Raw genomic sequence first — 12,613 nt, 5'->3', positions numbered from 1 at the left:
CCGGCCGAGCTCGGCGTGACCGTAAAAGGGCACATGCACTCTCGGGGTGTGCAACTCGGCCCGATCGTCTCGCACTCTCGGTCGAAGCGGTGGACATTTCTCATCGTGCCCGACATCCCCGACGACAACCTTGCCCTGTTCGGAGAACTGTTCCGCCTCAATGCCTCCGTCGCCCGCCTCGGCGCCCGAATCGCACTCCCGTCGCCGATCGACCGCCACGGTTTCCGGATCTGGGTGCAGCCGCCGCGCAACAGATACCGGCCGTCCGGCCTGGCCGTCATCGAAGCCATCCGCGCATGCGCCAGACCACGGCTGCGCGGATCCCGGTAGTTGAAACACCCGAAGCCAAGAAGGGATCAGCGATGACACCGAATCGACTCACCATCGGCAGTTGGGTGAGCACCTCCGAAGGTTGCCCTGTCCGCACCATCATCGGGGAGTACCGAGAAGATGTGACATTCGTGTTCGGCCTGCCCGGCCACGAGTTCGAACTCCTATTGGATCCCGCCACTCTGGCCGACGTGCTTCAACTCGGCTCCAAAGCATTGAGCGAGCTGGCATCAACCCCGGAAGGGGTAACACGGTGCTACATTGGCGGTCATCGCGCCTGACAATGCAGGATCGAGCAAGCGCTTCATCAGCATTTACGGCTGTTCTCTGTCACCAGGGCACGCAGGTCCTCCGGGTGAAGCCACTGTGGGCGGTAGTGAATCATCCTGTGGCAGTTCGCGCACAACAGGATGAGATCCGCCAGTTTCGTCTTCGTCTCGCCCGAGACATGAAGCGGAACCACATGGTGGCATTCAATGTAATCCGAGCCGTGCGGCCCGTATACCGCTTCGAAGTCGAAATAACAGACCTCGCACCGTACCCGGTCCGCCGTCTCGAGAAACTCGGCGATCTTCTGTGCGCGTAGCCGGCGGTCTCGTTCACGCCGGAAATATCGACCGGCTAGCAACTTGCCCTCACGGAATCCGACGTCTTCCGGGAACGCCACATCCCACGTCACGTCCTCTGTCGACCCGGCCGCGAACTCGCCCGATACGATCCCCTTTCGGATCTCGGCGGCGGCTGAGCGCATCTCATCGGGCGAGATCAAGAAGTCGTCCAGGACTTCTCGGTCCAGCTTCGACCCACGTGTCTTCCCACCTCGATAGGCGGGGTGAACCGTTGCTATATCAGCCGTCTTCCGTGAGACGCTGCCGATGCTTCGAAACTTGTCGGTCCGACGATCGGGTGGGTGGATCGACGCGCGCTTCAACAACGCGGACAGTTCTACGGCGCGAGAGTCCGTCGCCCGGATCTGCCGCCAGCCGCCGTCCATCATCAGGTCGCAGGCGAGGATAAGCTCGTCTCGCGTCCAGTCCGGATTGGACACCATGTGAAGCAGGATAACTTCGAACTCACATCTGGGCGCGCAGGACCACCGCGTCAGGAGCGGCTGCCGCGACGGAAAGGTAAGCAATCCGACCATCGCGCGCTGCGATCCCTACATTCACGTGTGCGAGATCCTCATGCTGGCAGTAGGCGGGCGACGACCTCGGTTAGTTGTTTCACGTTGCGGCACTCGTGCATCGTGACGCACTCCGCGTAGGCGTGCGCGGCGGAGTCGCCGGTGGACCAGGAGCGGGACGGCTCCGGGTTGAGCCAGTAGGCGTGCTTGGCGCGGTCGCGGATGGTTTGCAGAGCTGCGAGATTCGGGTCTGTGCGATTGGTCCGGGCGTCACCGAGGATGAGGACGGACGTCCGGGGGCCGAGAGCGTCGACGTAGTTGTCGAGGAAGCCCTGGAATGCTTCGCCGTAGTTGGAGCTGCCGAAGCGGGCGACGTTGGTGGAGCGGATGATTCGGGCGGCTGTGCCGAGGCTGGGCGGTTCGCCAGGGGTGAAGAAGTTGGTGATTTCGTCGCAGGTGTCGATGAAGCCGAAGCTGCGGACCTTGCTGAATTGGTCTTGCAGGGCCTGGATCAGGTGGAGGGTGAATTCGGCGAAGCCGGTGACCGAGCCGGAGAGGTCGGCGAGGATGACGAGGTCGGGGCGGCCGTGTTTGCGGGCGCGCAGGACCGGGGCGATGGGGACGCCGCCGGTGGACATGGAGCGGCGCAGGGTGCGGCGGAGGTCGATTCGGCCGCGGACGGCTTTGCGGCGGCGGACGGCGAGGCGGGTGGCTAGTTTGCGGGCCAGAGGGTGGACCAGGCGGCGCATTTCGGCGAGGTCTTGTTCGCGGGCGCCGAGGAAATCGATCTGGTCGGTGCTGGATTCGACGCCTCGGCGGGCGATGTATTCGGTGCCGCGCAGTTGCGCCGAGCGCAGGCGGGCCTCGGTTTGGACGGCGGCGCGGAATTCGGTGAGGCGGCGGTTGGCTTCGATCGTGTGGACAGTGGTGTCCAGCTGGGAGGTGCCGCTCATGCCAGCGACGATGCGATCGACGAGGTCTTCCGGCTGTAGGGCTTTCATGGTCAGGTAGGAGGACCAGCCCGCACCGGAGGCGGTGGTGACCGGTCCGGAGGTCTGCCCGGTGCCCAACCCGCCGTAGCCGCCGAGTTCGGTCAGCGCCTGGCGAGCGAGTTCGGTGACTGTCCGCGAATCATCTTGTGCCAATGCGGAAACGAGGCGATCCCGCAAGGCGTCGATGGATTCGGGCGTCGACGGGGCTGCGGGCTGCGGCGCTTCCGCAGTGAGAAAGTACAGGTCGAAGAGCTGGTCGAACACGGTGCGTTGGCCATTCCGGCGCAGCAAGCAGGCTGCCATGCCCGAGCGCAGGCGTTTGCGATCGGAGATCCCGAGGGCGACCATCGCCTCGGCCGCGTCGATGGTTTCGCTCGGCCCCGCGTTGATTCCGTGATCACGCAGCAGCCCGACGAATTCGATGAGCCGATCGGTCATCGAGTCGGCGATTCGAGGCCTCGTCTCGCCCTCGCGTGCTTCCGCCGTACTCATGGTTTGCCGCGAGTAGTCGAAGGTAGGTCCGGGTCGAGCAACCCCAGCCGTTCGACCGCAGTGCGGTGGTCGGATTGGTACTTCAGCAGCACGCCGAGTGTCGAGCGGACAACGTTTCCGGTCAGGTTGCGAGCACCGAGGGCGACCAGAGTCTTCGCCCAGTCGACGGTTTCAGCGATCGACGGGGCCTTGCGCAACGACAGTTGTCGCAGAGCGCCGACCACCCGGACCACCGGCTCGCCGAGCGCCTCGTCCAGCTCGGGAACCCTCATCCGCACGATCGCCCGCTCCAATTCGGCGGTCGGGTAATCGATGTGGAGGTACAGGCAGCGTCGCTTCAGGGCCTCGGACAGCTCGCGGTTCGCGTTGGACGTCACGATGACGAACGGCTTGCGGACCGCCGTGACGGTGCCGAGTTCGGGGATGCTCACCTGGTAGTCGCCGAGGACCTCGAGCAGCAAGCCCTCGAGCTCCACATCGGCCTTGTCGAGTTCGTCGATGAGCAGGACGGTGGAGCGCGGGCTGCGGATGGCGGCCAGCAGAGGGCGGGCCAGCAGGAATTCCTCGGTGAAGACGTGGTCGCGCGTGCTGTCCCAGCTCTCGTTGTCCGTGGCGGTGATGCGGAGCAGTTGCTTGGCGTGATTCCACTCGTAGAGGGCGCGGGCCTCGTCGATGCCCTCATAGCACTGCAGGCGCACGAGATCGGACGTGGTCGCGGTGGCGACGGCCTTCGCCAGTTCCGTCTTGCCGACGCCTGCTGGCCCCTCGATCAGCAGGGGCTTGCCGAGGTGGCCCGCGAGGAACACGGCGGTGGCGATGTCGAGGGACGGGAGGTACCCGGCCTCGGTGAGGCGACCGGTCACCTCGTCTACCGACGAAAAGAACTTACTCATCGGTAACTAGTTTAGCCGCGCGGTTGCGACCTACCTCATCGCCGGTACCCGGAAATGACTGGGCTCGGCATCGGCCGGCACCGCACTTGCCGGAGTGAAAGCCTCCACCAGCGCGCGCAGTTCGACAAGGTGCCGGGCGTGCGCGTCAAGAGCTCGGTCTTCGTCGGAGACCGGCTCCCATTCCCGGACGGCCCGCGCCTTTCCGTTGTCGTCCACCGCGACGACCACAGCGTGACCGTGCGCCGCCAGCGCAGGCTCGTCGGAATGGGTGTCCGTGGAGGTCACGTGCACACTCATATGCATACTGCGCGGCCCGGTATAGATCAGCCGGGCAGTGACCTCGACGACGTGACCGATGACGATCGGCCGGTAGAAGCGAATGCCGCCGAAGTAGGACGTGATGACGCGTTCCCCGGCCCAATCGGCGCCGCACACATAGGCGGCCTCGTCGATCCACCGCATCGTCCGGCCACCATGAACCTTGCCGCCCCAATTGATGTCCGAAGGCGCTGCCAGGAACCTCAGCGTGGCGCTCGGCGCGGTGCCCGCCGCTGTGTACCGCTGAGCGGACATTGCCTCCGCGATGAGCTTGCGCACCGAAATCCTGGCCCGCGCCTGCCGATGCCGCTGCAACTCGAGGATCGTCGTCGGATTCCATTGCGGGACTTCTACGGTGCGCCTGTTGCCATCCACTGCGACGAAGATCGTCAGGCACTGGGCAGATTGGACCGGCTGCACCCGCGTGGGATCGGTCGAGTAGACGGTGACGAGGATGTGCATGCTGGTCCGGCCGGTGTAGACGAGATTCGCATGCAATTCGACTAGCTCACCGACCGCGATCGGCCTACCGAGATGGATGTTCCCGACGTAGGCGGTGACGCAGTAGCTGCCGCTCCACTGGGCCGCCGCCGCGTAGGCGACCTTGTCGATCCATTCGAGGAGTTTGCCGCCGTCGACCGATCCCACGATGCCGGCGTCGACGGGTTTGACGAGAAATCGGTGGATCGCCTCGGGGCGCCGACCGGCCGAAGCCGGGCCGGGAACGGTGGGGTCGAGATTCGTCGAGTTGGGCAAGGTTCACAATCCGTTCGGGCAGAGAATCTTCGGGTATACAGCTCTCTGACCTCGTTGTCCCGGAGAACCTTAGACACCCGCGGGCGTACGAGCGAGTAGCGAAACGGGCCCACTGCGACCTACTGCGCGGTACCGATCTTGGCGCTCTCATTCATGTGCCCGCCTCATCGCTCAGGCGGAACTGGAGCACTTAGGGGGAAGCCCCTAATACCGCAGTTTGATTTTTCCCGCTGGGGAGGCAACCCCCGTGACCTTTCTGGACAAGTGCGCAAGAGTGGAGGCGTGCAGCCGCTGCCCCGTTGGTAAGCGTGCCCGCGAAGCAGCGGCGACCCAGTTGATCCCGGCCTGTCAAGGGGGGCGGGCCGCGGACGAAAAACGCAATCAGGGGGATGGTGGGCAGACGCTCACCGCAGAGTGAAAGGATCCACGTTGTTATCCACAACCAGCGCCGCACGACGAAAGCTCGCCCGTGTGGCCGTCGCTGGCGCGATCGCCGCAATTCCGCTGACCGCCTTGGCGATGCCCGCTTCCGCCAACCCGAGTGCACCTGCCGCCACCGAGGTTCGATACGACCCCTGGTACGACCGCTGCGCCTTCGGTCCGTTCCAGAACTGGAGCTGCAACAACAACCCGTTGTTCGGTTGGTGGGGCGGCCCGGCCGATCGCTACCGGCAGGACCGGCCACCTGGCCTGTTCGGCAGCAGCTAGAAACCGAAACGGCTCGAAGACGCCGGTGGCCCGCTCCGAAACCGGAGCGGGCCACCGCGCGAATCAGCCTCGGACTCAGGCCGTCTCGGTGATCGGCCGGTCGACCCAGCTCATCAGGCCGCGCAGCTGGGCGCCGGTGACCTCGATCGGGTGCTCGGCGTTCTGCTTGCGCAGCGCCTCGAGCTCCTTGTTGCCGCCCTCGACGTTGGCAACGAGGCGCTTGACGAAGCTGCCGTCCTGGATATCCCTGAGGATCTCCTGCATACGCTTCTTGGTGTCGGCGTCGATGACCCGCGGGCCGGACAGGTAGCCGCCGAACTCGGCGGTGTCGGACACCGAGTAGTTCATCCGCGCGATGCCGCCCTCGTACATCAGGTCGACGATCAGCTTCAGCTCGTGCAGCACTTCGAAGTAGGCCATCTCCGGCGCGTAACCGGCCTCGACCATGACCTCGAAACCGGTCTTGACCAGTTCCTCGGTGCCGCCGCAGAGCACGGCCTGCTCACCGAACAGGTCGGTCTCGGTCTCTTCCTTGAAGGTGGTCTTGATGACGCCCGCGCGGGTGCCGCCGATGCCCTTGGCGTAGGACAGCGCCAGCGCCTGGCCCTCGCCCTTCGGGTCCTGCTCGACGGCGATCAGCGCCGGAACGCCCTTGCCGTCGACGAACTGGCGACGAACCAGGTGGCCGGGGCCCTTCGGCGCGACCATGCCGATGGTGACGTTGGCCGGCGGCTTGATCAAGCCGAAGTGGATGTTGAGACCGTGGCCGAAGAACAGCGCGTCGCCGTCCTTCAGGTTCGGCTCGATGTCGCCTGTGAAGATCGACGCCTGCGCGGTGTCGGGCGCCAGCAGCATGATGACGTCGGCCCAGGCCGAGACCTCGGCCGGAGTGCCGACGGTCAGGCCCGCCTCCTCGGCCTTCGGGCGCGACTTCGAGCCCTCGGCGAGGCCGACCCGCACGTCGACGCCCGAGTCGCGCAGGCTCAGCGAGTGCGCGTGGCCCTGGCTGCCGTAGCCGATGACAGCGACCTTGCGGCCCTGGATGATCGACAGGTCGGCATCGTCGTCGTAGAACATCTCGACTGCCACTGTGGTTCCTTCCGGGATCATCCCCGCGCGAGGCGGGGCACACCGTGCTTGCGCCGGTGTTGATTTACGTGTTTCTGGATCGGATCACCCCCGCGTACGCGGAAGGTGATCATTCCCGCATACGCGGGGAGGGCGGCACGCCAACCGTCGATCGCAGAAAGGTTAGCGTGTGGTCGCCGCTGGGCGATCAGCCCCATCGGTGTGCGCCGTGCCGGCGCGTCATCGGGTGGCGGTGATGGACTTCGGTCCACGTCCCACCGCGACGACACCGGACTGCACGATCTCGCGGATGCCATACGGTTCCAGCATCCGCAGCAGCGCGTCGAGCTTGGACCGGGTTCCGGTCGCCTCGACGGTGAGCGCGTCCGGGGAGACGTCGATGACCTTGGCGCGGAACAACCCGACGGCCTCGATCACCTGGGTCCGCACGCTGGCGTCGGCGCGGACCTTCACCAGGATCAGTTCGCGGGCCACGGAGCTGTCGGAGTCCTGTTCCACGATCTTGATGACGTTCACCAGCTTGTTGAGCTGCTTGGTGACCTGCTCGAGCGGCAGGTCCTCGACGGTGACGACGATGGTCATGCGCGAGATCTCGGGCAGTTCGGTGCCGCCGACCGCCAGCGATTCGATATTGAAGCCGCGGCGGGAGAACAGCGCCGCGACCCGCGCCAGCACGCCCGGTTTGTCCTCGACGAGAACGCTGAGGGTGTGAGTCGTACTCATCCGTTGTTCACCTTGTTCTGGTCATGCGACATGGCCTGGTGGATGACCGCGGGTTCCGCGGCCTGCTCGTCCTCGTCGAACAGCGGGCGGATACCGCGCGCGGCCATGATCTCGTCGTTGCTGGTGCCCGCGGCGACCATCGGCCACACCTGGGCGTCCTTCCCGACGATGAAGTCGATCACCACGGGACGGTCGTTGATCGACTGCGCCTCGCGGATGGCGGCCTCCACGTCCTCCTCGCGCTCAACCCGGATGCCGTGGCAGCCGAGGGCTTCGGCGAGCTTCACGAAGTCGGGGATGCGCAGCGAGTGCGTGCCCAGATCGGTGTTGGAGTAGCGCTCCTGGTAGAACAGCGTCTGCCACTGGCGGACCATGCCCAGGTTGCCGTTGTTGATCAGCGCGACCTTGATCGGCACGCCCTCGACGGCGCAGGTGGCCAGTTCCTGATTGGTCATCTGGAAGCAGCCGTCACCGTCGACCGCCCACACCTCTTTGTCCGGCGCGCCCATCTTGGCGCCCATGGCGGCCGGGACGGCGTAGCCCATGGTGCCGAGGCCACCGGAGTTCAGCCAGGTGCGCGGCTTCTCGTACTTGATGAACTGGGCGGCCCACATCTGGTGCTGACCGACGCCCGCGCAGTAGATCGCGTCGGGTCCGGCCAGGCGGCCGAGCGCGTCGATGACGAACTCCGGCGAGAGCGACCCGTCGGCGGGCGGGGTCCAGCCCAGCGGGTAGCCCGTGCGGATGCCGTCGAGGTAGGACCACCATTCGCCGAGCGCCAGCGGCAGCGCATCGCCCGCGGCAGGGTCGGCCTTCAGCGTCTCGATGAGTTCGACGATCACCTCGCGGCAGTCGCCCACGATCGGGACGTCGGCGTGCCGGTTCTTGCCGATCTCGGCCGGGTCGATGTCGGCGTGGATGACCTTGGCGCCGGGCGCGAAGGAATCCAGCTGACCGGTGACGCGGTCGTCGAAACGCGCGCCGAGGGTGATCAGCAGGTCCGACCTCTGCAGCGCGGCGACGGCGCCCACGGTGCCGTGCATGCCGGGCATGCCCATGTTCAGCTGGTGACTGTCGGGGAACGCGCCGCGCGCCATCAGCGTGGTGACCACGGGGATGCCGGTCAGCTCGGCCAGTTGCCGCAGCTCGGCCGAGGCCTCGGCCTTGATCACGCCGCCGCCGACGTACAGCACCGGCGCCTTGGCTTCCATGATCATCCGGGCGGCCTCGCGCACCTGCTTGCCGTGCGGCTTGGTGACCGGGCGGTAGCCGGGCAGGCGCATCTCCGGCGGCCAGCTGAACGTGGTCTGCGCCTGGAGCACGTCCTTGGGGACGTCGACGAGCACGGCGCCGGGACGACCGGACGCGGCGAGATAGAACGCCTCCGCGATGATGCGCGGGATATCGATGCCGTCGGTGATCAGGAAGTTGTGTTTGGTGATCGGCATGGTGATGCCGGAGATGTCGGCTTCCTGGAATGCGTCCGTGCCGATCAGGCTCCGCCCGACCTGGCCGGTGATGGCCACTATCGGGACCGAGTCCATCTGCGCGTCGGCGATCGGCGTGACCAGGTTGGTCGCGCCGGGGCCCGATGTGGCCATACACACACCGACCTTGCCGGTGGCCTGCGCGTACCCGGTCGCCGCGTGGCCGGCGCCCTGCTCGTGCCGGACGAGGACGTGGCGCACCTTGGTCGAGTCGAACAGCGGGTCGTAGACGGGGAGGATCGCACCGCCCGGGATGCCGAATACGGTGTCGACGCCGAGCTCCTCGAGCGAACGCACGACCGACTGCGCGCCGGTGACCCGCTCGGGCGGGACCTGGCGGCGGTTGGCCGCGGAATTCGCGTTGGCAGCGGGCGTGGCCTGCTGATTCGCCGAAGGCGCTGGCCTGCGGGCCGAGGGCCCGGGCCGTGCGGTAGGTGCGCTCACCGTCTTCGTTCCTTACTGGTTGTCGTTCCGACCCCGGATTGTGTGCCTCGAGACGTTGACTCGGACGAGCATCCGTCCTGCCCTCGCCCAGGGAGCGCTCGGCCGGACGAACGTCCGGCCGACCGCTCATGCGGTGTCTTGCGCTTTGCCATGTTGGACATTAGTCCGAACATAAAAAAGCCCCCGACAGCACAGGGCTGATCGAGGGTGGCGCGTCGCAACGCGAGCTGACGTATTCGACTCAGTGTGTCAGGCTCAACGCTGGACGCGCCGGCCGATTACGAGCAACTCGTTTCGATTCACGCGCACGACGTTAAGCGGGCGTGAACCGAAGAGTCAAACAGATGACCTCTCGTGTCCCATTATGTGGGACAGTGCGGTTGCTTGTGTCCGTTCACCAGGATGCGAGGATGGTGGTGTGTCATCACCGCATCAGTCCGTGCCACCTTCTGAATCGTCCCATACGTCCGCCGCGACGACGGATACGGGTAGCGCCCGGAACGCCCGTGTGATCCGCATTCCACGGCTGGCCTTCCTCGGCGTATTCATCCTGCTGATGTGCGTGTTCTTCCCGTTCGTCGGGTGGCCGGCCGGACTGTGGTGGCTGCTGCTGATCCCGGTGGTCGTGCTGGCGTGGGTGCTGCGGACGCAGACCACGGTGTCGGACGCCGGACTGGACCTGCGGACACTGTTCGGCTCACGTCATCTGGACTGGGGGCAGGTGAAGGGTGTGCGCATCCCGAAGCGCGGATACGTGCGCGCCGACCTGACCGACGGCAGCGAGGCGAAGTTGCCCGCGGTGAGCTACGACCGGTTGCGTGATCTGGCGGTGGCCTCCAACGGGCGGATCCCGGACCCGTTCGCGGAGCCGGAGGAACCCGCGGCGGACAGCTCCGCCGACGAGCCCGCGAACACCGCCGACGAGGCGAGACGGCGCTCCGACGGCGAGCCGCCGGCCAACGGCTCTGCCGGGGGCTCCGGCGACAAAGACGCCGAGTAGTCCCGGCGGCCCGAGATGGCGCCGCATGATCGCTTCGCACCTCTTCGCGGCAAGCCCGGCAACGCCGTGAGGGGGCGGAGCATTCGCCGACGGTATTGTTGCGGTCCGGTGATGGGATGATTTCATCGAGTATCACTCACGCGACCCATCGCCCTCGACGGTCCGGCACCTCCGGCGACACCGTCGGCGCCGCCGACACCACCCCGCGGCGACACACCGAACCCTGGACTGACACCGAGAGACGCAACGCACGGCCCACCACAACCGGCGCGTGGGCACGCCCGCCGCGGGAGTAACGTGACCGAGCAGGCTCTGCGCCGTCGCACGTCAGCCCCCGCGACCCGAGGACCATCGAAATGCCACCGCTTCGTTCACGAACCACGACCATCGGCCGCAATGCCGCAGGCGCCCGCGCACTCTGGCGCGCCACCGGCATGACCGACACCGACTTCGGCAAGCCGATCGTCGCCATCGCGAACTCCTACACCCAATTCGTGCCCGGGCACGTGCATCTGAAGGACGTCGGCGAGATCGTGGCCGACGCGGTGCGCGCCGCCGGTGGCGTACCGCGCGAATTCCACACCATCGCCGTCGACGACGGCATCGCCATGGGACACGGCGGCATGCTCTACTCGCTGCCCTCGCGCGAGATCATCGCAGACTCGGTCGAGTACATGGTGAACGCGCACACCGCCGACGCGCTGGTCTGCATCTCCAACTGCGACAAGATCACCCCGGGCATGCTGAATGCCGCGATGCGACTGAATATTCCGGCCGTGTTCGTCTCCGGCGGGCCGATGGAGGCGGGCAAGGCCGTGGTCGTCGGCGGCGTCGCGCAGGCGCCGACCGACCTGATCACCGCGATCTCCGCGAGCGCGAATCAGGCCGTGTCGGAAGAGGGTTTGGACGAGGTCGAGCGGTCCGCGTGCCCGACGTGCGGCTCGTGCTCGGGCATGTTCACCGCCAACTCGATGAACTGCCTCACCGAAGCGCTGGGTCTCGCGCTGCCCGGCAACGGCTCCACCCTCGCGACGCATGCCGCGCGGCGGGCTCTGTTCGAGAAAGCGGGCACCGTGGTGGTGGACATCGCCAACCGCTGGTACCGCGCGGACGACGCGTCCGTGCTGCCACGGAACGTGGCCAACGCCAAGGCTTTCCGCAACGCGATGGCGCTGGATGTCGCGATGGGCGGCTCGACCAACACCGTGCTGCACACGCTGGCGGCGGCGCAGGAGGGTGAGATCGACTTCGATCTGCACACCATCGAGGAGACCAGCAGGCGGGTGGCCACGCTGTCGAAGGTGTCACCCAACTCCGACTACCACATGGAGGACGTGCACCGCGCCGGCGGCATCCCCGCCATCCTGGGCGAGCTGCGCCGCGCCGGTCTGCTGGAGACCGACGTCACCACCGTGCACACCGAGACCTTCGACGAGTGGCTCGACACCTGGGACATCCGCTCCGGCAAGGCGTCCGAGGAAGCCGTCGAACTCTTCCACGCGGCACCGGGCGGGGTACGCACCACCGAACCGTTCTCCACCGACAACCGCTGGTCGTCCCTGGACACCGACGCCGAGGGAGGCTGCATCCGCGATCTGGAGCACGCCTACACCAAGGAGGGCGGTCTGGTCGTGCTGCGCGGCAACATCGCGCCCGACGGCGCGGTGCTGAAGACCGCGGGCATCGACGAGGAGCTGTTCTCCTTCCAGGGCCCAGCCGTGGTGGTGGAGTCGCAGGAGGAGGCCGTGTCGGTCATCCTCGGCAAGAAGATCGAGCCGGGCGACGTCATCGTGGTCCGCTACGAGGGCCCCGCTGGCGGCCCCGGCATGCAGGAAATGCTGCACCCCACCGCCTTCCTGAAGGGCTCGGGGCTCGGCAAGCAGTGCGCGCTGATCACCGACGGCCGATTCTCCGGCGGCACCTCGGGCCTGTCGATCGGGCACATCTCCCCCGAAGCGGCCAGCGGCGGCGTCATCGGCCTGGTCGAGAACGGCGACCAGATCCGCATCGATGTCGCCACCCGCACCCTCGAGGTGCTCGTCGACGACGCAGTGCTCGCCGAGCGCCGCGCGAAGATGGAGGCCTCCGAGCGTCCGTGGCAGCCGGTCAACCGCGATCGTCCGGTCACGACCGCTCTGCGTGCTTACGCCGCAATGGCTACGTCGGCCGACAAAGGCGCGGTCCGGCACGTGCCGTAGCGGTCGCCTCTGCGGCGCGGACGGTCTCGTGTCCGCCCGCCGAGGGATCGGCGCTGTCCA

12 protein-coding genes are annotated in these 12,613 nt (G+C 66.7%); 5 read left to right on the top strand and 7 right to left on the bottom strand.

Going from position 1 to position 12,613, the window contains the following annotated elements:
* The first annotated feature begins 105 nt into the window (after positions 1-105).
* Complete coding sequence (locus OHA40_RS24745) at positions 106-330, top strand: hypothetical protein (RefSeq protein WP_330229273.1); 225 nt, start codon at positions 106-108, stop codon at positions 328-330.
* Positions 297-611 carry a hypothetical protein gene (locus OHA40_RS24740; protein WP_330229272.1) on the top strand — a complete coding sequence of 105 codons (315 nt, stop codon included), beginning with the start codon at positions 297-299 and terminating at the stop codon, positions 609-611. Before OHA40_RS24745 ends, OHA40_RS24740 begins: the two co-directional genes overlap by 34 nt.
* A 26-nt stretch (positions 612-637) precedes the next feature.
* Here the strand turns inward: OHA40_RS24740 and OHA40_RS24735 are convergent, their stop codons facing one another.
* The 4 genes from OHA40_RS24735 to OHA40_RS24720 all read right to left on the bottom strand — a co-directional run bounded on the left by OHA40_RS24735 (position 638) and on the right by OHA40_RS24720 (position 4,835).
* On the bottom strand, positions 638-1,381 hold the full coding sequence (locus OHA40_RS24735) for an HNH endonuclease (protein ID WP_330229271.1): 744 nt from the start codon (positions 1,379-1,381) through the stop codon (positions 638-640).
* A gap of 131 nt (positions 1,382-1,512) precedes the next feature.
* Positions 1,513-2,883, bottom strand: coding sequence for a vWA domain-containing protein (locus tag OHA40_RS24730; RefSeq protein WP_330229270.1), 1,371 nt, complete (start codon positions 2,881-2,883; stop codon positions 1,513-1,515).
* 50 nt (positions 2,884-2,933) lie between these two features.
* On the bottom strand, positions 2,934-3,830 hold the full coding sequence (locus tag OHA40_RS24725) for an AAA family ATPase (RefSeq protein WP_330229269.1): 897 nt from the start codon (positions 3,828-3,830) through the stop codon (positions 2,934-2,936).
* 30 nt (positions 3,831-3,860) lie between these two features.
* Positions 3,861-4,835: an acyl-CoA thioesterase gene (locus OHA40_RS24720; RefSeq protein WP_442944077.1), complete on the bottom strand. Its 975-nt coding sequence runs from the start codon at positions 4,833-4,835 to the stop codon at positions 3,861-3,863.
* A gap of 498 nt (positions 4,836-5,333) precedes the next feature.
* Between OHA40_RS24720 and OHA40_RS24715 the strand changes: the two genes are divergently transcribed.
* The gene (locus OHA40_RS24715; RefSeq protein ID WP_330229267.1) at positions 5,334-5,612 is read left to right on the top strand and encodes a hypothetical protein; all 279 of its coding nucleotides are present in this window, start codon (positions 5,334-5,336) and stop codon (positions 5,610-5,612) included.
* Positions 5,613-5,687: 75 nt separating this feature from the next.
* Here OHA40_RS24715 and ilvC read toward each other — a convergent pair whose 3' ends face one another.
* The 3 genes from ilvC to OHA40_RS24700 form a co-directional block, all read right to left on the bottom strand.
* Positions 5,688-6,689, bottom strand: a complete 1,002-nt coding sequence (gene ilvC, locus OHA40_RS24710) for a ketol-acid reductoisomerase (RefSeq protein WP_330234353.1) — start codon at positions 6,687-6,689, stop codon at positions 5,688-5,690.
* Between the two features lie 231 nt (positions 6,690-6,920).
* Positions 6,921-7,424, bottom strand: a complete 504-nt coding sequence (gene ilvN, locus OHA40_RS24705; RefSeq protein WP_039799659.1) for an acetolactate synthase small subunit — start codon at positions 7,422-7,424, stop codon at positions 6,921-6,923.
* The gene (locus tag OHA40_RS24700; RefSeq protein WP_330229266.1) at positions 7,421-9,355 is read right to left on the bottom strand and encodes an acetolactate synthase large subunit; all 1,935 of its coding nucleotides are present in this window, start codon (positions 9,353-9,355) and stop codon (positions 7,421-7,423) included. Before OHA40_RS24700 ends, ilvN begins: the two co-directional genes overlap by 4 nt.
* A 508-nt stretch (positions 9,356-9,863) precedes the next feature.
* Here OHA40_RS24700 and OHA40_RS24695 point away from each other — a divergent pair.
* Together OHA40_RS24695 and ilvD are read left to right on the top strand one after the other, a co-directional pair.
* Positions 9,864-10,355, top strand: a complete 492-nt coding sequence (locus tag OHA40_RS24695; RefSeq protein WP_330229265.1) for a PH domain-containing protein — start codon at positions 9,864-9,866, stop codon at positions 10,353-10,355.
* A gap of 356 nt (positions 10,356-10,711) precedes the next feature.
* Positions 10,712-12,553 (top strand): dihydroxy-acid dehydratase, encoded by a 1,842-nt coding sequence (gene ilvD / locus OHA40_RS24690; RefSeq protein WP_330229264.1) that lies wholly within the window; start codon positions 10,712-10,714, stop codon positions 12,551-12,553.
* Positions 12,554-12,613: the final 60 nt, after the last annotated feature.

The sequence above is a fragment of the Nocardia sp. NBC_00508 genome (assembly GCF_036346875.1).
GTDB lineage: Bacteria > Actinomycetota > Actinomycetes > Mycobacteriales > Mycobacteriaceae > Nocardia.
Note: the sequence above shows the minus strand (reverse complement) of the source record. Positions and strands in the feature narration are given on the sequence as shown.